Source organism: Actinoplanes sp. 13 (assembly GCF_056134165.1).
The window spans coordinates 1-21,307 of sequence record NZ_JBVYOQ010000046.1; the positions used below are offsets into that span (position 1 = coordinate 1).

A 21,307-nucleotide genomic window follows, 5' to 3' on the forward strand; every position below is an offset into this window, starting at 1 on the left:
GGCCCCGCCCGTCGCCACGGCTCCTGATCGATGGCGGCCCCGCCCGTCGCCACGGCTCCTGATCGATGGCGGCCCCGCCCGTCGCCACGGCTCCTGATCGATGGCGGCCCCGGCCCTTCGTTCCGGCGAGGTGAGACCGGCGCGACAGATTCGGGACCGACGAGACCGCACCCCGGCCGGCTTTGAAATACTTCGGCCCGTGACCCGGGTGCTGCTGCGAACACTGGCCGCCCTGGTGCTGCTGGTGGCCTCCGGCCTGATCGCCTGGCGGGTGCTGGCGCCGGCCGAGGTGCACGCGGTCGCCACCACGCCGTACCCCGCGGTGCCGCTGCGATCCGCCGGCGTCACCGGGCGGATCAACCTGGCCCCGCTCACCGTCGATGGCCGGCTTCGGGTCTATGCCGCAAAACACCAGGTCAAGGCCGACATGCCGGTGGACGGGCGGATGCTTTACACGGCACGCTGGTCGTTCCGGCGCTGGCCCGAACAGCTCAGCGGCGTGACCTCGAGCGGCCCGACGGTGGTCACCCGCTGGTCCGACGGCGAGCTGGTCGCGATCGACGCCCGCACCGGTGACATCGCCTGGCGTGCCGAGGGCCCTTCAGGACCCGGCTATGCCGGACATCGCACCGGCGCGGCCACCGTCTGGACACCGCCGGGCCTGCGGCTCGCCGCCGGCTCCGTCGTTGTCAGTTCCGGACAGAACCTGCTGGGGTACGACCTGAGCACCGGCGCCGTCCGCTGGCGCGTGACCACCCCGCCCACCTGCGCCGAAGGCTTCACCACAACCGGCGGTGCCTATGCCTGCGCCACCGCCGCCTATGACGCGGCCACCGGAGCGGCCCTGTCCGGCTGGCCCGCCGGACCGCTCGTGCCCGTCGGCTGCGACGCCGGCAGCACCTCGGGGTGCGCCGGTTTCCGCGACGGCGCCGGTCAGGGGTGGCTGGCCTCCTCGGCTGTTCCTCGACGGGCACCGGTCCTGGACGATGCCACTGCCACGGTCGCTGCGGGTGTGGTCGTCTCTGCCGCGGCCGGACGGGTGAGCGCCCACTCCGCCGAGGGCGCCCGGCTCTGGCAGTGGACGGGTGAGGCCCGCGTGCTGGGCGGGACCGGCGAGTCGGTGATCCTGCTGACCCCGGACAACACGCTGTTCGGGCTGGACGCCCGGACCGGGGCGGTGCGGACGACGTTCCGGCTCGTGCTGGACGGCAAGGACACCACCGAGTGGAAGCCGGGCGCCTACCGGATCGCCGACGGTTTCCTGGCGATGGAGCGGCTCCGCGAGAACGCGCCGGACGACCCGGAGTCCCCGGTCTATTACCTGACCCTCGACGCCGTGGTCATCGCCGCCCTGAACTAGGCCCTGGTGCCGCGGCGTCAGGCGAGGTGGGGGAGCACCGGACCCGACCACGTCCCCCCTGGTGCCGCGGCGTCAGGCGAGGTGGGGGAGCAGAGCCGACCACGCCTCCTCGGCGGCGCCCGCGATCGGGCCGTCGTCGTCGCTCAGAGTGGCCGGCAGGACCGGGGGCGGGGACTCCCGGTGGATCAGCATGAGGCCGTCGCGGTAGGCGGCCTCGATCGTCTCGGGCACGACGGCGAGCAGGTCGGCGGCGACGCCGCCGAGCGTGACCAGGTCGGCGTCGAGGGCGTTGACCAGGCCGGCGATGCCCCGCCCGAGTTGCGCGCCGACCACCCGGACAGCTTCCAGCGCCGCGTCCCGATCGACAGAGCCGGACCCGGCGGCGCTCGCCACCGTCGAATCCTCGCCCGGCCGTGGGCCGGAGCTGGGAGGGGTGGTGCCTGGGGCAGTGGAATCGACGGGGATGCGGTCAGGGAGGGCCGGGGCGTGCTGCGCGGCGGCCGTGATGATGCGGCGGGCGTAGGTGATCGGGTCGCGCGGGGGCGGGTCGCCGAGGAGCCGGGCCAGGGCGCCGCCGTCGACAGCCGAGCCCCAGCAGCCCCGGGCGCCGCAGGGGCAGCGGACCGCGGGGTCGCCGAACGGCATGTGGCCGAACTCGCCGGCCGCGCCGCGGGCGCCGATCACCGGGCGGCCGTGCTCGACGACCGCGCCGCCGAGGCCGGCTTCGATGCGCAGGTGCAGCGCGACTGCGGCACCGACCGCGGCGCCCCGGCTGGACTCGGCGGCCGCGGCCAGGGTGGCGTCGTTGCCGGCCACGAAGACCTCGGCGTCCGGCCAGAGTTCGGTGAGGTCGACGTCGTGCCAGTGGAGGCCGGACGCGTCGAGGCGCCGGGACCGGGAGACCGTGCCGGGCACGGAGACGCCGATGGCGCGCGGCCTCCGCCCGTACCCCGGGAGCATCTCTTGAACGGTGCCGGCGACCGCCGCTCGGACCTCGGCCCATCCGGTGGCCGCGTGGCGTCCCGACCGGGAGGCCGCGGTCTTCCCGCCCAGCTCGACCACGTCGATCCGCCAACTCTCGTGGGTGATCGCGACGGCCACCACGAGCGGGCCGTCGGGGTGCGGGAGCAGCACAGTGGTCGGGCGGCCGCGGGTGCCGCTGGGCGCGGCCGGCGCCTGGACGAGCAGCTCCGCCCGGCTGAGCTTGGTGACGAGCTCGGTGGCCGCACCGGTGCCCACCCCGAGCAGGCGTGCCGCATCGGCCCGGGTCACGCCGGGGTGGTGGTGCACCACCCGGAGCAGTTCGGTGGAGCGCGTCGTCACAGTCCTTCGTTCTCCCTTTTTAAGCTCTAGCCAGGAGCTTATTCTGCCGGGGTGAGACTCAATCGCCCGGCGATGCTCGTCCTGAGTGCCTCCACCTTCTGTTACGTCACCGCAGAAACCCTTCCCGTCGGCCTTCTCCCGGAGATCTCCGCCGACCTCGGCGTCACCGAGGCACAGGTCGGCTTCCTGCTGACCAGTTATGCCGTCGTCGCCGCGCTCAGCACCATCCCGCTCACGGCGCTCACCATGCGGGTGCCGCGGCACACTCTGATCGCCGTCACCGTAGCGGTCTTCGCGGTCTCACAGGGGGCTGCGGCGCTCGCGCCGAACTTTCTGACACTCACGCTGACGCGGCTCGTCTGCGCGCTGGCGCACGGCGTCTTCTGGTCGGTGATCGGGCCGATCATCGTGCGGCTGGCGCCGCCGGGGCAGGCGGGCCGCGCCACCGCACAGGTCTTCATCGGCAACTCGCTCGCCATCGTGCTCGGCGTTCCGCTGGGTACGGCCCTCGGTCAGGCCCTGGGCTGGCGGGCAGCGGTCGGGGTCTTTGCGGTGGGCGGGGCGATCTGTGTGGTGCTGCTGATGGCGATCATGCCCAAACTGCCGGCGCTGCCACGGGACCTGCAGGCGCGCACCGGGACACAGCTGCGGGACGCGGTGCGGATCCTGCGCCACGGGCCGGTGGCGCGGCTCAGCCTGATCACGATGGTGCTGGTAGTGGGGCATTTCGCGGCATACACGTACATCGCGCCGCTGGTGCGCCGGGACGCCGGCCTGGACGGGGCCGGGCTGAGCGCGTTGCTGCTGGGGTACGGCGCGGTGGGTCTGCTCGCCAACTTCGCGGTCGGGCGGTTCGTGGACCGCCGGCCCGGCCCGCTGGTCATCGGGCTGATGGTGACCGTCGCGGTGTCGGTCGGACTGCTGGCGCCGGTGCTCGGCCTGGTGCCGACCGTGGTGGCGGCGCTGCTGTGGGGCGGGGCGTTCACCGCGATCCCGGTGTTCCTGGCGGCGGCGGTGCTGCGGGTGGCGCCGCGGGCCCGGGACGCGGCGTCGGCGGTCAACGTGGTGGCGTTCCAGATCGGCATCGGCGGCGGGGCGTTCGTCGGGGAGCGGCTGGTCAGCGCCGGTCACCTGGGGGCGCTGCCGCTGCTCGCGGTCGGGATGGCGCTGGTCGCGACGGTCCTCGTGGTGCTGTCGCCGGTGGTCTTCCCGGCCCGCATCAGCAAGGAGGACCACGACCGCACGGAAGCCGCCGCCCAGCACTAGCAGCCGCGCCACGTGCGTAGTGAGAACGTGTGTGGGGACTTCGAGTGCGCTTCGCACCCGAAGTCCCCACACAACGAAAGGTCAGGAGAGGGCGGCCTCGGCGGCTGCGAGGAACAGGTCGTTCTCCTCGGGGGTGCCGATCGTCACGCGCACGCCCTCCGGCTGGAACCCGCGGACGATCACGCCCCGGCTCTCGCAGGCGGCGGCGAACGCGGCCGTCCGCTCGCCGAGCGGCAGCCAGACGAAGTTGGCCTGGCTCTCCGGCACCTCGATCGAGAGCTTGCGCAGCGCCTCGGTGAGCCGGGACCGCTCGGCCACCACCAGGGCGCACCGGCGGCGCACCTCTTCCTCCTGGGACAGGGCGGCGAGCGCGGCGGCCTGGGCCACCGTGCTGGTGGAGAACGGCGTGACCACCTTGCGGATGGTGGCCGCCACCGCAGGCTGCGCGACCAGGTAGCCCATCCGCAGGCCGGCCAGGCCCCACGCCTTGCTCATGGTCCGCAGCACGACGACGTTGGGCCGGTCGCCGTACGTCTCCAGCGCGTCCGGCACGTGCGGGTCGGTGACGAACTCCCGGTACGCCTCGTCGAGCACGACCAGAACGTCGGACGGCACCCGGGCGAGGAACCGGTCCAGCTCGGCCTTGCGCACGCTGGTGCCGGTCGGGTTGTTCGGGTTGCAGACGAAGATCAGCCGGGTCCGGTCCGTGATCGCCTCGGCCATCGCCGTGAGGTCGTGCCCGTGCGCGGCGGTGTTCGGCACCCGGACGCTGGTCGCGCCCCCGCCGGCGGCGATGATCGGGTACGCCTCGAAGGACCGCCACGAGTAGACGATCTCGTCGCCCGGCAGGCAGGTGGCCTTCACCAGGATCTCGGCGAGCGCGACCGAACCGCAGCCGGTGACGACCCGCTCCGGGTTCACGCCGAACCGCTCGCTGATCGCGTCGCGCAGCGCGAGCACGCCCATGTCCGGGTAGCGGTGCACGGTGCGGGCGGCCTCGGTGACCGCCTCGACGACGCCGGGGAGCGGGCCGTACGGCACCTCGTTGCTGGCCAGCTTGACCGCCTCGGCGATGCCCAGCTCGCGGACGAGGTCGGCGACGTTGCGGCCGGGCACGTAGTTGGGCAGGGCGTCCAGGTCGGCGCGGGTCAGCCTGGTCATTGCGGTCCTCCGGGTTTCTCGCCGCTCGGCGCGGCCTCGACGGTGGGGTGGGCGCCGGGCGGCACCGCGACGACCACGGTGGCCGCCGCCTTGTCGTGCCAGGCCTGCCGCAGGCGGGGGTCGAAGAGCGGGGACAGGGACGCGACGAACTGGATCACCAGGCCGACGCCGCACCACCAGAACAGCGTCCACATGCCGAGGCGGGCCCAGCGGGCGAAGGCGCGGCCGAAGCCGAGCGGCGCGTCCTTCTCGATCGGTACGACCTTGATGCCCATCAGCCGCTTGCCGAACGTCTGGCCCCGGCTGCCGATCGACGGCGCCTCGTAGAGCAGCCAGAGCAGGGTGGCGACGAGCGCGATGGCGATCGAGAGGGTCTGCATCCGCGGGGTCGGCTCGACGGTCAGGTTCTGGCTGCCGGCGGCGACCTGGCGCATGTAGTCGTCGAGGATCGGCGAGAAGTCCTGCCAGTACTGATAGAGGAACCAGCCGTTGACCACGATGTTGAGCAGCAGCACGGCGGCGATGTCGATCAGCCGGGCGGTGAGTCGCCGCCCCATGCCGGCGAGCGGCATGCCGTGCGGCATGGCCTTCGGCATCGGATAGAGGTACGGGTGCATCGGCTGTCCGGGCATCGGCTGCTGCCCGGCCTGTCCCCAGCCGGGCGGTGGCTGCTGCCCTGGTTGTCCCCATCCGGGCGGCGGCTGCTGCCCTGGTTGTCCCCATCCGGGCGGCGGCTGCTGTCCCCAGCCGGGTTGCTGACCCCACCCGGGCTGCTGCTGGCCCCAACCGGGCGGTGGTCCGTAGGGCGGCGGCGTGCCCTGCTGACCCGGTGCGCCCGGTGCGCCCGGTGCGCCCGGTGCGCCCGGTGCGCCCGGCGGGGGCGGCGGATAGGCCGGCGTGACCGGCTGCGCCGGCGCCGGTGGCGCGGACTGGACCGGGGGCTCCGCCTCGACCGCGGGCGGCCCGTCCGGCGGCACCGCGTCAGCCGGGATGGCCTCGCCCAGCCAGCCTTCACCGTCCCAGTAGCGCTGGGTGGTGGTGTCGGCCGGGTCCTTGTACCAACCCGCGGGAAGGGAACTCATGCGCACACCTTTATCACGGCAGGCTGACGGTTTTCTGCGCGCCGATAGTCGTCACAGGTAGCAGTGTCACAGATCGCCCGCCGGCCTCATGGTGGGACCGTGGCGCATGCCGCCCGGATGAGCAACTGCTTCCATCGAGGCTGGCCATCGTGCGCAATTCGTCCGGTAGTTTCGGCTCGTGGATGAGCAGACTGTCCAACTGGACGGCCTCGACGCGCGACTGATCGCGTTGCTGGCCGCCGAACCGCGGATCGGCGTGCTGGAGTTGTCGCGGCGACTCGCGGTTGCCCGCGGGACCGTGCAGGCCCGGCTGGACAAGCTGATCGCGCGGGGCGCGATCAAGGGCTTCGGACCGGAGGTGGTCCCGGCCGCGATCGGCTTCGGCGTGATGAGCTTCGTGACCTTGGAGATCAGCCAGCGGTACGGCCATGACGCGGTCACCGAGCACCTGGCGGAGATCCCGGAGGTGCTGGAGGCGCACACGATCACCGGCAGCGGCGACATCCTGTGCCGGATCGTGGCCCGGTCGAACGCCGACCTGCAACGCGTGATCGATCTCATCGTCGGTTACGAGGGCATCCTCCGCGCACACACGATCATCGCGTTGGCCGAGCTGATCCCGTACCGGACGGTGCCGCTGGTGCAATCGACAAATAGGTAGCAAGCCGACGACACGGACTATCCGTGCTCGCCGGTTATTCGGATCTAGGTCATTACCCTGCCGGAATGGCCTCCGGAGGCGGTTCCTGGAAGGGATACACGCTGGTCGCCGCCACGGTCGTCGTCACCGTGCTGGCCACGACCGGCGTGTGGAACCCGTTTCCCCAGGTCTGGTCGTGGATCACCACGAGCGGGCCGGTGGCGCCCGGGTCCCGCTGGCAGCAGGAGCTCGGCGGCACCCCGCAGAGCGTGGCCATCGTCGGTGACGCGGTGGTCGTCGAGTACCGCACGTCGGTCGAGGCGTACGGGCTGAGCGCCGCGGTGCCGCTCTGGTCGTCGGACGCGGACTGGGCCTCGATCGCCGGCCGGGGCGCGGACGCGGTGGTGGTCACCGGGCGTCTGCTCACCAAGGGATATCAGGTGCTCGACCCGCGCACCGGGGTGGTGCGGCGGGCGGACACCACGGCCGGGGCGGTCTGGACGTACCAGGACGCGATCGTGGATCTGACCTGCGCCGGCGGCAACGACTGCAAGCTCACCGCCTGGGACCCGAAGACCAGCGCCCAGCTGTGGAGCGTCGGCACCGGCAGCATCGGTTTCGTCCTGGACGCCGCCAACCCGGACCTGCCGGACACCCGGCGGCTGGTCACCGGCGACGTGGACGACGACGTGGCCGGCCCGCAGCCGATGCCGGGCCTGCTCGGCTTCCCCGACGACGGCCGGGTCCGCGTGATCGACACCGCCTCCGGCAAGCTGGTGCAGACCCTGCGCCCGGCCCGCGACCAGCGGGTCGCGGTGGTCGGTGGCCGGGTGCTCACGGTGACCGGCACGGCCCGCGACGGCACCTGCTACTACGCGGTCGCCGCCACCAGCCCGCCCCGCAACGACGTGGTGTGGCGCCGGGACGGGCTCAACCTGCGCACCGCGGACGACGGCTCGGGCTGCCAGCAGGGACGGGACCCGGCCGGCGGGTACAACGTCGTTCTCGGCGTCGACCCGTACGGGCGGGAGGTTCTGATCAACGGGTACGACGGGCGCAACCTCTGGTACGGCGACAAGGAGTCGGACGTGGTGGCAGTGAACGACTCCTACGCGGTGATCCGTAAGGGCGACGACCTGCGCGGGTACTCCTTCGCCAAGGGCCGGGCGGTGTGGCGGCACGCCGGTCGGGACGGCGCCACGGCCGCGCTCAGCCCGTACGCGGTGATCGTGGTCTCGAAGAACCGGGTCACGGCTCTGCGGCCGGCGAGTGGTGCGGTGCGCGCCGATGTGCGTACCGATGCCAAGATTTTCGCCGTCGGCCCGGCCGGCATGATCGCTGTCGCCGGCCGGGACATGGCCTACCTGCCGTTCTCCTGATCGACCCGGCGGGGGGAAGCACGGGGGACGGGTTCGCGTCCGTCCGACCGGCTGGCTTAGGCTTGCCGTTCATGAGCAGAGGCGCCGCTTTCACCTATTCGCCGCTCCTCCCGGCCGGGCCGGACATGACCGAGTACCGGCTGGTCACCGACGAGGGCGTGGACGTCGTCGAGGGCCCCGGCGGGCGGCGGTTCCTGACCGTGGAGCCGGCGGCGCTGACCCAGCTCACCGCCGAGGCGATGCACGACATCGCGCACTTCCTGCGCCCCGCGCACCTGGCTCAGCTGCGCTCGATCATCGACGACCCGAAGGCGTCGCCGAACGATCGCTTCGTCGCGCTGGACCTGCTGCGCAACGCCAACATCGCGGCGGGCGGTGTGCTGCCGATGTGTCAGGACACCGGCACCGCGATCGTGATGGGCAAGCGCGGCCGGCACGTGCTGACCGACGGGACCGACGAGTCGGCCATCGCGCTCGGCGTCTACCAGGCGTACACCCAGCTGAACCTGCGGTACTCGCAGCTGGCCCCGCTGACCATGTGGGACGAGCGGAACACCGGCACCAACCTGCCTGCGCAGATCGAGCTGTACGCCGAGGACCCGGGTGGCCAGCCGGACGCGTACAAGTTCCTGTTCATGGCCAAGGGTGGCGGCTCGGCCAACAAGTCGTACCTGTACCAGGAGACGAAGGCGCTGCTGAACCCGCAGCGGATGATGCAGTTCCTGGACGAGAAGCTGCGCCTGATCGGCACGTCGGCGTGCCCGCCGTACCACCTGGCGGTGGTGGTCGGCGGCACCAGCGCCGAGCACGCGCTGAAGACCGCGAAACTGGCCAGCGCGAAGTACCTGGACAACCTCCCCACCGCGGGCACGATGCTGGCGCACGGCTTCCGCGACGTGGAGCTGGAGGCCGCGGTGCTCGAGCTGACCCGGGACTTCGGGATCGGGGCGCAGTTCGGCGGCCGGTACTTCTGCCACGACGTCCGGGTGATCCGGCTGCCCCGGCACGGCGCCTCGTGCCCGGTCGCCATCGCGGTGTCCTGCTCGGCGGACCGCCAGGCGGTCGCCAAGATCACTCCGTCCGGCGTGTGGCTGGAGCGCCTGGAGACGGACCCGGCCCGGTACCTGCCCGACGTGACCGACGACAGCCTGGAGTCCGAGCAGGTCGTCAAGGTCGACCTGAACCGGCCGATGGCGGAGATCCGTGCCGAGCTCTCGAGGTACCCGGTGAAGACCCGGCTGTCGCTCAGCGGCCCGCTGGTGGTGGCGCGCGACATCGCGCACGCGAAGATCGCCGAGCGGCTGGACGCGGGCGAGCCGATGCCGGCGTACATGCGTGACCACGCGGTCTACTACGCCGGTCCGGCGAAGACCCCGGAGGGTTACGCGTCCGGTTCGTTCGGCCCGACCACGGCCGGCCGGATGGACTCGTACGTGGAGAAGTTCCAGGCGGCCGGCGGTTCGATGGTGATGCTGGCCAAGGGCAACCGGTCCAGCCAGGTCACCCGGGCCTGCCGGCAGTACGGCGGCTTCTACCTCGGCTCGATCGGCGGTCCGGCCGCGCGGCTCGCGCAGGACTGCATCCGGCACGTCGAGGTGCTCGAGTTCCCGGAGCTCGGCATGGAGGCGGTCTGGAAGATCGAGGTCGAGGACTTCCCGGCCTTCATCGTCGTGGACGACAAGGGCAACGACTTCTTCGCCGAGGTCACCAAGCCCGTCCTCGGCATCGGCCGCCGCTGACTCCCGCGCCCGCAACCCTGCGTGTGAAGTTCGGGTCGGGATCGCGCCCGAAGTTCACACGCAGGGTGGGGGTCAGCTGTCCGGGCGGCAGAAGCCGGCGACCGGGGTGAGCCACTCCTGGATCTGGTCCTCCAGGGTGCGGTCCAGGTCCTTGCTGGTCCTGACCTTCTCGATGTAGTCGCGGTTCTTGGCGCTCTTCTCCAGCTTCGCCGCGGAGACCGCGCCGGCCGCCTTGAACTCGGGGTTCTCCGCCTCGGCGGTCTCCTTGCGGATCTGGGAGCCGACCGACTTGAGCTCGGCGGCGGCGGCCTTCTCGGCCTTCTTCGCCTCGTCGGCCTGCTTCGCCTCCTTCTGGGCGATCATCTTGCCCATCGCGGCGCCGAAATCCTTGGCCAGCGAGCCGCTGAAGATCGTCTCCAGGCGGCCGCACACCTGCTCGGTGTTCGCCGAGTAGTCGGGCGCGGGTGAAGTGGTGGTTGGGGCCGGAGCGGCCGTGGTGACTTCCGGCGCTGCGATCTCGCTGGTGTCCGCATCGCTGTCGCAGGCGGCGCCGGACAGCAGCACGCCGCCGGCGAGCGCGGCCAGGAGGGCGCGTCGCATCAGGGGGATCCTCTTCGTCGGGGGCTCGAACTCCGCCGACGGTACGTTCCGTTGTCGAATCCGTCCAACCGTGCGTGATCACCTGACATACGAACAGCCCGCCCGCGCTTTCGGCGCGAGCGGGCTGTTCATCCCCCGTGAGGCCTGGCCGTCCCACCACACCCTGGGGGCACTTCTGAGGCATCGGTGGCGGAACGGCACTGGGAGAAGTCTGCGACAGGGCGCTCTCGATCGGCTGTCGATCCACTGTCGACGATTTCCGCTAGGGTCTGATTCGCGAGTCGGACCCACGGGGGCGGGTGACTACCTTGCGTTATCGGATTCTAGGGCCACTCTCCGTCACTGTAGGTGAGCGGAGCGTGGCTGTGACGGCCGGGCGCGACCGCATCGTGCTGGCCATGCTGCTGCTGAACCCCGGCCGGATCGTCGGGCTCGGAGAGCTGACCGAGGCGGTCTGGGGTACCGAGCCGCCCGCCACCGCCCGCGGACAGCTCCAGACGTGCGTCTCCCGGCTGCGCCGGGCCCTGCCGGACGAGATCCGCACCGATCGCGCCGGGTACGGCATCACGGTGGCGCCCACCGACCTGGACTCGCTCGCCTTCGCCGCCCTGGTGGAGCAGGCACGGTCCGCCGGAGATCCGGAGAGCGCGCGGTACGCGTACCGCCAAGCGCTGGATCTTTGGCGTGGTCCCGCCTGTGCCGAGATCAGTGCCCCGGCCGTGCGGCAGACGGCTGCCGCCCTCGACGAACGCCGCGCCGCCGTCATCGAGGACTGGGCCGACCTGGAGCTCGACGCCGGCCAGGCCCGGGACCTGCTCGGTGAGCTGGCCGTCCTGGTGGAACGGTTCCCGCTGCGCGAACGGCTCCGCGGGCAGCTGATGATCGCGCTCTGCCGGTCCGGGCGGCAGGCGGACGCGCTGGCCGAGTTCCGCCGCCTGCGGCACACCCTGGCCGAGGAGCTCGGCATCGAGCCCGGCCCCGAGCTCCAGGGGCTGCACCGCGAGATCCTGGCCGGCAAGATCACGCCGGCGGCCCGCCCCGCGTCGGCGAACAATCCCGCGCAGGTCCGTTGCCTGCCCCGGACGGTCCGCGACTTCACCGGCCGCCGGAGCCTGATCGACCGGCTGCTCAAGGAGGTCACCCCGGAGCATCGGCCGGACGCGGCGGTCCTGGTGGTCGACGGGATGGCCGGCAGCGGCAAGACCACTCTCGCGCTGCACCTGGCCGCGCGGATCGCGGACGACTACCCGGACGCGCACCTCTTCGTGGATCTGCACGGGCACAGCGAGCAGGAGCCGGTCCGGCCCACTGACGCGCTGCTGGTGCTGTTGCGCCAGCTCGGCGTGAGCGCGGAATCGATCCCGGCCGACCTGGTGGGCCGGGTCGGGCTGTGGCGCACCGAGCTGGCCCGCCGCCGGGCGCTGGTGGTCTTCGACAACGCGGGGTCCAGCGCCCAGGTCACCGAACTGCTTCCGACCGCGGCGGGCAGTCTGGCGCTGGTCACCAGCCGCCGCCGGTTGGCCGGGCTGGACGGGGCGCACGCCGAGTCGCTCCCACTGCTGGAGGTGGACGAGGCGATCACCCTGCTGGCCCGGATCGCGGGCGAGCGGGTGCACGCGGAGCCGGCGGCCGCCGCGGAGCTGGTCCGGCGCTGCGGGCTGCTGCCGCTGGCGATCCGGCTGGCCGGCGCCCGTCTCGCGCACCGGCCCAGCTGGCAGGTGGCCGACCTCGTCCGTCGTCTCGGCGGCGCCGCACTACCCGAACTGGAGATCGAGAACCGCAGCGTGGGCAGCGCCTTCGCCCTCTCGTACGAGCAGCTCGGCGAGCGGGCGCAGCGGGTCTTCCGGTTGCTCGGCCTCTATCCGGGCGATCTCCTCGACGCGGTGGCGGTCGCGGCGCTCGCCGGTCTGTCCCTGGTGGACGCGCAGGACGTCCTGGAGGAGCTGCTCGACGCGCACCTGACCGAGGAGCCGGAACCGGAGGTGTTCCGGCTGCACGACCTGCTGCGCGAGTTCGCGGTCACGCTGGCCGGTGGGCTGCCGGCCGGCGAGCGGCACCGTGCCGTGCACGACGTCCTCGACCTGGAGCTGCACGCCGCGGCGGCCAGCAACACCGAGACCTACCGGCGGAGCCTCGACCGGGCGCTGCGGGGCCGTCCGCCACGCCGCACCGACCTGCTGCCGGCGATCACCGATCCGGCCGCCCGGCTGGAGCGGCAGCGCCCGGCTCTGGTCGCGTTCCAGCAGTCGGCGGTGGACGCCGGCCTGCCGGACTACGGGTGGTTCCTGCCGCGGGCCGCCTGGTACCTGCTCTTCTACCGCGGGTACACCGGCGACGTCGCCACATTGAACGAACGTGCCCTCGCGATCGCCGAGCAGGCCGGCGACCCGGCCGGGGTGGCGATGGCCGCCAACTACGTGGCCTCGGTGTACTTCCGGGCCGCCGACCACGGCCGCGCCCTGGAATACATGCAGATCGCGATCCGCAACTGGACCGAGCTCAACGAACTGGACGCCCTCGCCGTCGCGCTGGGCAACGTGGCGGCGCTGCACGAGGGCAGCGGACGGTTCAGCGAGGCGGTGCGGGCCGCCCGCGAGGCGCTGCGGATGTCGATCTTGTCCCGGAAGGAGACCACGTCGGCGGTCGCGTTCATCTGCCTCGCGCTGAGCCTGGGCCGGATGGGCCGGTACGCCGAGGCGCTGGCCGTGCACCGGCGGCGGCTGATGTCCGCGGTCCAGCACCGCGACAACCATCAGCTCGCGAGCTGCTTCTTCCTGATCGGACAGCTGCGGCGCCGGAACGGGGCGATCACACCGGAGACGGCGTGGCGCTATGCGGCGACCGCGCTGCGGCTGGCCGTCGCGGGCGGGTTCGCCATCCTGGAGGCCGACATCCGCAACGAGCTGGCCAATCTGCACGCCGAGGCCGGGCGCACCGCCGAGGCGGTGGCGGAGCACGAGCGGGCCCTGGAGATCGCCGCGAGGTTCGGCGACCGGCGTTACGAGGCGGAGTTCCTGGGTGACTTCGCGAGGACCCGGCGCCGGGCCGGTGACGTGGCCGGGGCACGGGCGCTCTACGTGCGGTCCCTCGACGTGGCCCGGCGGCACGGGGTGCGGTACAGCACGGCCCGGGCGCTGGCCGGGCTGGCCGACTGCGCCGCGGACACCGACCCGGAGCAGGCCCAGCGACTGCGGGCCGAAGCCGTCGAGCTGTTCGAGCGGATGGGTGTGCCGGTCATCGGGATCGACGCGATCGACTGCGGCTGACCGAAGGTCGAGAGAGGATGGTTCGGTGACGACTGACGAGAGCGGATTCCGGATCGAACGCGACACGATGGGCGAGGTGCGGGTGCCCGCCGACGCCCTGTGGCGGGCCCAGACGCAGCGCGCGGTGGAGAACTTCCCGATCTCCGGCCGCGGGCTGGAGCCGGCCCACATCCGGGCGCTGGCCCGGATCAAGGGGGCGGCGGCCCAGGTCAACGGCAAGCTCGGCGTGCTGGACGGCGAGATCGCCACGGCCGTCGCGACCGCCGCGGCGCACGTCGCCGCCGGCGGCTACGACGACCAGTTCCCGATCGACGTCTTCCAGACCGGCTCAGGCACCTCGTCGAACATGAACGCCAACGAGGTCATCGCCACGCTGGCGTCGCGCGGGCTGGGCCGGCCGGTGCACCCTAACGACCACGTCAACGCCTCCCAGTCCAGCAACGACGTGTTCCCGTCGTCCATCCACCTGGCGGCCACCGAGGCGATCAGCCAGGACCTGCTCCCGGCACTGGCGCACCTGGCCGCCGCGCTGAACGCCAAGGCGACCTCCTGGGCGGAGGTCGTCAAGAGCGGCCGGACGCACCTCATGGACGCGACGCCGGTCACCCTGGGTCAGGAGTTCTCGGGGTACGCGCGACAGGTCACGAACGGTGTCGAGCGCCTCAACGACTCCCTGCCCCGGCTCGGCGAGCTGCCCCTGGGCGGCACCGCGGTCGGCACCGGGGTGAACACGCCGCCCGGTTTCGCCCCCGCGGTGATCGACCTGCTCCGGGAACAGACCGGCCTGCCGCTGACCGAGGCCCGCGACCACTTCGAGGCGCAGGGCGCCCGGGACGCCCTGGTCGAGACGTCCGGCCAGCTCCGGGTCGTCGCGGCCGGCCTCTACAAGATCGCCAATGACATCCGCTGGATGGGCTCCGGGCCCCGGGCCGGCCTCCGTGAGCTGCGCCTGCCGGACCTCCAGCCGGGTTCGTCGATCATGCCGGGAAAGGTGAACCCGGTGGTGCCCGAGATGGTGCGCCAGGTCTGCGCCCAGGTGATCGGCAACGACGCAACGGTCGCCTTCGCCGGCACCCAGGGTGACTTCGAGCTCAACGTGATGCTCCCGGTGATGGCCCGCAACCTGCTCGAGTCGATCCGGCTGCTGGCCGCGGCGTCCCGGCAGCTTGCCGACCGGTGCGTCGACGGGCTGGAGGCCAACGTGGAGGTGGCCCGGGCGTACGCGGAGGGCTCGCCGTCGATCGTCACCCCGCTCAACCGGTACCTCGGCTACGACGAGGCCGCGGCGATCGCCAAGCAGGCTCTCGCCACCGACCGGACCATCCGCGAAGTAGTGATCGAGCGAGGTCATGTCACCAACGGGACACTTTCCGAGGACCAATTGGACGAAGCACTCGATGTACTTCGAATGACGCGGCCGTGACTGTAAAGAATCGGGAACTAATCTTGCGGTGAGCGAACTTTCTCGATGTGATGCCTCCTAGCCAGTTCCCAGGAAAGGCGCATTCCATGAGAAGACGCGTTGCCACCGGGGCCGTCATCACCGCGACGGGTCTCGCGTTCCTGGCAGTGATCCCAGGCTCCGCCACGGCGGAGCCGGGTAACACTGTCGATTACACGGTCGTGGCCGCCGACGGCGCCTCCGCCGCGGAGGCCGCCGCTGCCATCAAGGCCGCCGGTGGCACGATCGTGACCAGCAATGACGCTGTCGGCGTCTATCGGGTCACCTCCACCGACACCAAGTTCGAGACCAAGGCCGTCGCGTCCGAGGCCCTGATCGGGGCGAGCGAGCGCAAGGCCGTCGGCCGCGCTCCCAACGGGCTCGAGAAGCTCGACCTGGCCGCGAAGCGGGGCAAGGGCGGCAAGGGCGGCCCGGCGAAGCTCGACCCTCTCGACGCCAAGCTCTGGGGTCTCGCGATGGTCCGCGCGGACAAGGCTCGCAAGATCGAGTCGGGTGACCGCGGCGTGACCGTCGGCATCCTGGACACCGGTCTGGACGCCTCGAACCCGGACCTGGCCCCGCACTTCAGCAGGGCGCTGTCCCGCAACTTCGCGCCGGACCTCACCGACGTCGACGGCCCGTGCGAGGTGGCCGGCTGCCTCGACCCGATCGGCACCGACGACAACGGCCACGGCACGCACGTCGCCGGCACGATCGGCGCGGCGGCCAACGGCGTCGGCGTCTCCGGCATCGCGCCGGACGTCACGCTGGTCGAGCTCAAGGGCGGCCAGGACTCCGGTTACTTCTTCCTCGACCCGGTCGTCAACGCGCTGACCCACGCCGCCGACGCCGGCCTCGACGTGGTCAACATGTCGTTCTACGTCGACCCGTGGCTCTACAACTGCACGGCCAACCCGGCCGACAGCGCGGAGGACCAGGCCGAGCAGCGGGCGATCATCGCCGCCATGAAGCGGGCCCTGAACTACGCGCACCGCAAGGGCGTCACCCTGGTCGGCGCGCTCGGCAACAACCACGAGGACCTCGGCAAGCCGCGGACCGACATCTCCAGCCCGGACTACGGCGCCGACCCGTACCCGCGGCCGATCGACAACGACTCCTGCTGGGATCTGCCCGCCGAGGGCCCGCACGTCATCGGCGTCTCCTCGGTCGGCCCGTCGAAGCGCAAGTCGGACTTCTCCAACTACGGCCTCGAGCAGATCTCGGTAGCCGCGCCGGGCGGGTGGTACCGCGACGGCTTCGGCACGGACACGTTCCAGACCGCGGGCAACCAGATCCTCTCCACGTACCCGCTCAAGGTGCTGCAGGAGGAGGAGCTGGTCGACGCGGCCGGCAACATCACCCCGGCCGGTGAGGGCCTGGTCTTCAAGGAGTGCACCGCCGGCGGCGAGTGCGGCTACTACACGTACCTGCAGGGCACCTCGATGGCCGCCCCGCACGCCGCGGGTGTCGCCGCGCTGATCGTCAGCAAGTACGGCCACCGCGACTGGCGCCGTGGGGGCAAGACCCTCTCCCCGGACTTCGTCGAGAAGCAGCTCTACCGCACCGCGGCCGAGCAGGCCTGCCCGACGCCGCGCCTGGTGAGCTACGCGCAGGAGGGCCGGTCGGCCGAGTTCGACGCTCTCTGTGAGGGTGGCAAGCAGTTCAACGGGTTCTACGGTTACGGCATCGTCGACGCCTACGCGGCGGTCGGCGGGCGCTGACCCGATAGTTTTCCAGCGGCCGGTCGCCCTTCACGGGCGGCCGGCCGTTTTCATCGGATCTGGGGACGCTTGCCGCGAACCAGGACCAATGACCCCACCCCGGCCCTAGCATCCGGGAAGTGAAGCTCCTACGCGCAGCCGTATCCGGTCTGACCCTGCTGGCGCTGGTGCCGTTCGGCGCCCGCCCGGCACCCGCCGACTACACCGTGGTCGCGGCCGACGGGGTGGCCGGCCGCGAGGCGGTGGCCGCCATCCGGTCCGCCGGCGGCACGATCGTCAGCGTCAACGACGCGGTCGGCGTCTATCGGGTGACGTCGGCCGACGGCCGGTTCGCGGCCCGGGCGGCCGCCTCGCCGGCGCTGATCGGAGCGAGCGCGCGCCGGGCGATCGGCCGGGTCGCGGTCACCCGCCCGTCCGCTCCCGCGGCGCCGGGCGCGCCGGCCGGCCCGACCGGCCTCGACCCCCTCGACAACCGGCTGTGGGGTCTCCGGATGATCCGCGCCGACCAGGCCCGCAAGGTGCGCCGCGGCGACCCCGGCGTGACCGTCGGCGTGCTGGACACCGGCCTGGACGCCGGCCACCCCGACCTGGCGCCGCACTTCAACCGCAAGCTCTCCCGCAACTTCGCCCCGGACATGCCGGCCATCGACGGGCCCTGCGAGGTGAAGAGCTGCCTCGATCCGGTCGGCACCGATGACGGCGGACACGGTACGCACGTGGCCGGCACGATCGGGGCGGCCGCCGACGGGTTCGGCGTCTCCGGGGTGGCGCCCGGCGTCAGCCTGGTCGAGCTGAAAGGCGGGCAGGACTCCGGCTTCTTCTTCCTGGAGCCGGTGGTGAACGCGCTCACGTACGCCGGGGACGCCGGGATCGACGTGCTGAACATGTCGTTCTTCGTCGACCCGTGGCGCTACCTCTGCCGCGCCAACCCGGCGGACAGCGCGGCGGACCAGGCGGAGCAGCGTGCCATCGTCACCGGGGTCAACCGGGCGCTGGCGTACGCCCACCGCCGTGGCGTGACGTTGATCAGCTCGCTCGGCAACTCCCACGAGGACCTCGGGAAACCGCGGGCCGACACGAGCAGCCCCAACTACGGCGGCGACCCGTACCGGCGCGAGATCGACAACCGGACCTGCGTGCACCTGCCGCAGGAGGGCCCGCACGTGCTCAACGTGTCCGCGCTGGGCCCGACCGGTCGCAAGGCCGACTACTCCAACTACGGCGTCGAGCAGATCTCGGTCGCCGCGCCCGGTGGCGACCTCAGCGACTGGTACGGCACCGCCAAATACCGGTCCGCGGCCAACCAGATCCTGTCCAGCTTCCCCGAGCACGTGCTGCGTGAGCAGGGCCTGGTCGGCAAGGACGGCGAGGTGACCGAGGCCGGCCGGGCCGACGTGATCCGGCACTGCGACGCGGACGGTGACTGTGCGTACTACATGTATGCGCAGGGCACCTCGATGGCCGCCCCACACGCGAGTGGGGTGGCGGCTCTGATCGTCAGCCGGCACGGCACCACCGACCCGGCGCGGCCGGGCCGGACCATGCGTCCCGACGCGGTGGAGCAGAAGTTGTTCTCGACCGCCGCCCGGCGGCCCTGCCCGAAGGGGCGGGTGCAGAGTTACCAGCGGGAGGGACAGCCCGCCGAGTTCGACGCCCGATGTGCCGGCGGCGAGCGGTTCAACGGGTTCTACGGCCACGGGATCGTGGACGCGTACGCGGCTGTCCACGGATAGGGGGGAGCTGTGCGGTCGCGGCTGTCGGTACCCTTGTGCGGTGACGCTACGCCTGTACGACACCGCGGCCCGATCGGTCCGGGACTTCGTCCCGTCGACTCCCGGTCAGGTGGGGATCTACCTGTGTGGTCTCACCGTGCAGTCCCCGCCGCACATCGGGCATCTCCGGTCCGCGGTCAACTACGACGTGTTGCGCCGCTGGCTGCTGCACGTCGGCATGGAGGTCACGTTCGTCCGCAACATCACCGACGTGGACGACAAGATCCTGGAGAAGTCGGTCGAGCAGAACCGGCCGTTCTGGGCCATCGCCTATGCGAACCGGCTCCTGCTCGACCGTGACTACCGGTCGCTCAACGTGCTGCCGCCCACCTACGAGCCGCTGGCCACCGGTCACGTCACCGAGATGCACGACCTGATCGCCTCGCTGATCGAGCGCGGCCACGCGTACCCGGCCGACTGCGGCAACGGCGACGTCTACTTCGACGTGCTGTCCTACCCGGAGTACGGGTCGCTCTCCGGCCAGAAGCCGGAGGACATGCGTGGCGCCGGTGACGCGCCGGCCCGGGACAAGCGCGACCACCGCGACTTCGCCCTGTGGAAAGGCGTGAAGGACACCGAGCCGCAGGACTCGTACTGGTCGTCGCCGTGGGGCAAGGGCCGCCCGGGCTGGCACATCGAGTGCTCCGCGATGGCCCGCCGGTACCTCGGGGACGAGTTCGACATCCACGGCGGCGGCCTGGACCTGACGTTCCCGCACCACGAGAACGAGATCGCCCAGTCCCGGGCGGCCGGCCTCGGCTTCGCCCGTTACTGGGTGCACCACGCGCTGCTCAACCTGGGCGAATCCAAGATGAGCAAGTCGCTGGGCAACGTGATCGACCTGGAGTCGGTGAGCGAGTCCGGGATCCGCCCGGTGGAGCTGCGCTACTACCTGGGCAGCCCGCACTACCGTTCGCGGATCGACTACACCGACGAGGCGCTGCGCGAGGCCGCCGTGGCGTACCGGCGGATCGAGGGCTTCGTCCACCGCGCGGCCGAGGTGGTCGGCCCCGGCCGGCCGAAAGCCGTGCCGCCTGCCTTCGCCGAGGCGATGAACGACGATCTGAACACCTCGGCGGCGCTCGCGATCGTGCACGACACGATCCGGGAGGGCAACACCGCCCTGACCGCCGGTGACGAGCCGGCCATCCGGGGCGCGCTGACCGCGGTCCGGGCCATGCTGGGCGTGCTCGGGCTGGACCCGCTCGACGAGGCGTGGGGTGGCGGCGAGGGCGGCAACGACCTGAAGCCGGTCGTCGACTCGCTGGTCGCGCTGGCACTGGAACAACGGGCGCAGGCCCGTGCACGGAAGGACTGGGCTGCCGCCGATTCGGTGCGCGACCAGCTCAAGAACGCGGGTATTCAGGTGGAGGACACTCCGGCCGGTCCGCGCTGGACGGTAGGAGAGCAGCACTGATGCCGGGTAATTCTCAGAACGCGAGCAAGCGGGCGACCTCGAAGAAGGGCGCCCCGATCGGCTCCGGTGGCAAGAACCGCAGCGGCCTGAAGGGCCGTGGCAAGACCCTGCCCGCCGACGAGCGGCCGTGGCACAAGGCGTACTCGGGCACCGAGAAACTGCCCGAGAAGACCGCGCGCAAGCAGGACAAGGAGCGCCGGGCCGCGGCGGCCGAGGGCCGGGCGCCCAAGGTCGGCGTCCCCGGCACCAAGGACACCACCTGGGGCCGGGGCGGTGGCCGCGCCGCCGCCTTCGGCCGGGGCGGTGCCACCGCCGGCCGTGGCCGCGCGGCCGGTCCGCGGGGCCCGCGGGTCGCGCCCGGACGCCGGTCCAACCCCACCAAGGAAGGCCCCGAGCTGCTGCTCGGCCGCAACCCGGTGGTGGAGGCGCTGCGGGCGCTGGTGCCGTCGACCGCGCTCTACGTGGCGCAGGGCATCGACATCGACGAGCGCGTCGCCGAGATCGTCCGCACCGCCGGCGACCGGGGCATCCCGATCCTGGAGATCAGCCGCAACGAGCTGGACCGGATGACCGGTGGGGTGCTGCACCAGGGCATCGGCCTGCAGGTCCCGCCGTTCGCGTACGAGGACTTCGACGACCTGGTCAACGCCTCGCTGGAGCAGACCGCGCCGCTGCTGGTCGCCCTCGACGGGATCACCGACCCGCGCAACGTGGGCGCGGTGATCCGGTCCGTGGCCGCCTTCGGCGGGCACGGCGTCTTCATGACCGAGCGGCGGGCCGCCGGGATCACCGCGACCGCCTGGCGCACCAGCGCCGGCGCGGCCGCCCGCGTCCCGGTCTCCCAGGTCGTCAACCTGACCCGGGCGATCAAGGCGGCGCAGAAGGCCGGCTTCACCGCGATCGGCCTGGACGCCGACGGCGAGACCAGCCTCTACGAGCTGGAGGCCGCGATCGGCCCGCTGCTGGTGGTGGTCGGCTCCGAGGGCCGGGGCCTGTCCCGGCTGGTCGGCGAGACCTGCGACCTGCGGGTCAGCATCCCGATGGCCACCGACGTGGAGTCGCTGAACGCCAGCGTGGCGGCAGCGGTGACCCTCGCCGAGGTCAGCCGCCGCCGCACCCAGGGCTGAGCTCGAGAAAGCT

Annotated in this window: 15 protein-coding genes; 11 read left to right on the plus strand and 4 right to left on the minus strand. The window is 72.1% G+C overall.

Features of this window, described 5'->3' with window-relative positions; translation table 11 throughout:
• Positions 1-199: 199 nt before the first annotated feature.
• Positions 200-1,360 (plus strand): outer membrane protein assembly factor BamB family protein, encoded by a 1,161-nt coding sequence (locus AC0NH5_RS41155; protein ID WP_474413549.1) that lies wholly within the window; start codon positions 200-202, stop codon positions 1,358-1,360.
• A gap of 72 nt (positions 1,361-1,432) precedes the next feature.
• Here the strand turns inward: AC0NH5_RS41155 and AC0NH5_RS41160 are convergent, their stop codons facing one another.
• Positions 1,433-2,683, minus strand: a complete 1,251-nt coding sequence (locus AC0NH5_RS41160; protein WP_474413551.1) for an ROK family transcriptional regulator — start codon at positions 2,681-2,683, stop codon at positions 1,433-1,435.
• A 51-nt stretch (positions 2,684-2,734) separates the two neighbouring features.
• Here AC0NH5_RS41160 and AC0NH5_RS41165 point away from each other — a divergent pair, with 51 nt between their 5' ends.
• On the plus strand, positions 2,735-3,949 hold the full coding sequence (locus AC0NH5_RS41165; protein ID WP_474413553.1) for an MFS transporter: 1,215 nt from the start codon (positions 2,735-2,737) through the stop codon (positions 3,947-3,949).
• 81 nt (positions 3,950-4,030) lie between these two features.
• On the opposite strand, the gene hisC is transcribed toward AC0NH5_RS41165, so the two are convergent.
• Positions 4,031-5,110, minus strand: a complete 1,080-nt coding sequence (gene hisC, locus AC0NH5_RS41170) for a histidinol-phosphate transaminase (protein ID WP_474413555.1) — start codon at positions 5,108-5,110, stop codon at positions 4,031-4,033.
• A complete protein-coding gene (locus tag AC0NH5_RS41175) occupies positions 5,107-6,192 on the minus strand; it encodes an RDD family protein (protein ID WP_474413557.1) in 1,086 nt (361 codons plus the stop codon). Before AC0NH5_RS41175 ends, hisC begins: the two co-directional genes overlap by 4 nt.
• 178 nt (positions 6,193-6,370) lie before the next feature.
• On the opposite strand from AC0NH5_RS41175, the gene AC0NH5_RS41180 reads away from it, so the two are divergent.
• From AC0NH5_RS41180 to AC0NH5_RS41190, 3 genes are all read left to right on the plus strand, one after another.
• On the plus strand, positions 6,371-6,853 hold the full coding sequence (locus AC0NH5_RS41180) for an Lrp/AsnC family transcriptional regulator (RefSeq protein WP_474413558.1): 483 nt from the start codon (positions 6,371-6,373) through the stop codon (positions 6,851-6,853).
• A gap of 65 nt (positions 6,854-6,918) precedes the next feature.
• Positions 6,919-8,211 carry a PQQ-binding-like beta-propeller repeat protein gene (locus tag AC0NH5_RS41185; protein ID WP_474413560.1) on the plus strand — a complete coding sequence of 431 codons (1,293 nt, stop codon included), beginning with the start codon at positions 6,919-6,921 and terminating at the stop codon, positions 8,209-8,211.
• A gap of 71 nt (positions 8,212-8,282) precedes the next feature.
• On the plus strand, positions 8,283-9,950 hold the full coding sequence (locus AC0NH5_RS41190) for a fumarate hydratase (protein WP_474413562.1): 1,668 nt from the start codon (positions 8,283-8,285) through the stop codon (positions 9,948-9,950).
• Between the two features lie 72 nt (positions 9,951-10,022).
• On the opposite strand, the gene AC0NH5_RS41195 is transcribed toward AC0NH5_RS41190, so the two are convergent.
• Positions 10,023-10,550, minus strand: coding sequence for a hypothetical protein (locus AC0NH5_RS41195; RefSeq protein WP_474413564.1), 528 nt, complete (start codon positions 10,548-10,550; stop codon positions 10,023-10,025).
• 359 nt (positions 10,551-10,909) lie between these two features.
• Here AC0NH5_RS41195 and AC0NH5_RS41200 point away from each other — a divergent pair, with 359 nt between their 5' ends.
• The 6 genes from AC0NH5_RS41200 to rlmB all read left to right on the plus strand — a co-directional run bounded on the left by AC0NH5_RS41200 (position 10,910) and on the right by rlmB (position 21,294).
• Entirely contained in the window at positions 10,910-13,816 is a 2,907-nt protein-coding gene (locus AC0NH5_RS41200) for an AfsR/SARP family transcriptional regulator (protein WP_474413566.1), read from the plus strand.
• Between the two features lie 67 nt (positions 13,817-13,883).
• Positions 13,884-15,239: a class II fumarate hydratase gene (locus AC0NH5_RS41205; protein ID WP_474413613.1), complete on the plus strand. Its 1,356-nt coding sequence runs from the start codon at positions 13,884-13,886 to the stop codon at positions 15,237-15,239.
• An 86-nt stretch (positions 15,240-15,325) separates the two neighbouring features.
• Positions 15,326-16,978: a S8 family serine peptidase gene (locus AC0NH5_RS41210; RefSeq protein WP_474413567.1), complete on the plus strand. Its 1,653-nt coding sequence runs from the start codon at positions 15,326-15,328 to the stop codon at positions 16,976-16,978.
• Between the two features lie 119 nt (positions 16,979-17,097).
• Positions 17,098-18,711: a S8 family serine peptidase gene (locus AC0NH5_RS41215; protein WP_474413569.1), complete on the plus strand. Its 1,614-nt coding sequence runs from the start codon at positions 17,098-17,100 to the stop codon at positions 18,709-18,711.
• Positions 18,712-18,751: 40 nt separating this feature from the next.
• Positions 18,752-20,167 (plus strand): cysteine--tRNA ligase, encoded by a 1,416-nt coding sequence (gene cysS / locus AC0NH5_RS41220; RefSeq protein WP_474413571.1) that lies wholly within the window; start codon positions 18,752-18,754, stop codon positions 20,165-20,167.
• The gene (rlmB, locus tag AC0NH5_RS41225) at positions 20,167-21,294 is read left to right on the plus strand and encodes a 23S rRNA (guanosine(2251)-2'-O)-methyltransferase RlmB (protein WP_474413573.1); all 1,128 of its coding nucleotides are present in this window, start codon (positions 20,167-20,169) and stop codon (positions 21,292-21,294) included. The genes cysS and rlmB overlap by 1 nt, the downstream gene beginning before the upstream one ends.
• Positions 21,295-21,307: the final 13 nt, after the last annotated feature.

Coding starts and splice junctions, on each gene's coding strand:
- hisC (WP_474413555.1), bottom strand. CDS start 5,110: ATGACCAGGCTGACCCGCGCCGACCTGGACGCCCTGCCCAACTACGTG.
- AC0NH5_RS41175 (WP_474413557.1), bottom strand. CDS start 6,192: ATGAGTTCCCTTCCCGCGGGTTGGTACAAGGACCCGGCCGACACCACC.
- AC0NH5_RS41185 (WP_474413560.1), top strand. CDS start 6,919: ATGGCCTCCGGAGGCGGTTCCTGGAAGGGATACACGCTGGTCGCCGCC.
- AC0NH5_RS41190 (WP_474413562.1), top strand. CDS start 8,283: ATGAGCAGAGGCGCCGCTTTCACCTATTCGCCGCTCCTCCCGGCCGGG.
- AC0NH5_RS41195 (WP_474413564.1), bottom strand. CDS start 10,550: ATGCGACGCGCCCTCCTGGCCGCGCTCGCCGGCGGCGTGCTGCTGTCC.
- AC0NH5_RS41205 (WP_474413613.1), top strand. CDS start 13,884: ATGGGCGAGGTGCGGGTGCCCGCCGACGCCCTGTGGCGGGCCCAGACG.
- AC0NH5_RS41210 (WP_474413567.1), top strand. CDS start 15,326: ATGAGAAGACGCGTTGCCACCGGGGCCGTCATCACCGCGACGGGTCTC.
- rlmB (WP_474413573.1), top strand. CDS start 20,167: ATGCCGGGTAATTCTCAGAACGCGAGCAAGCGGGCGACCTCGAAGAAG.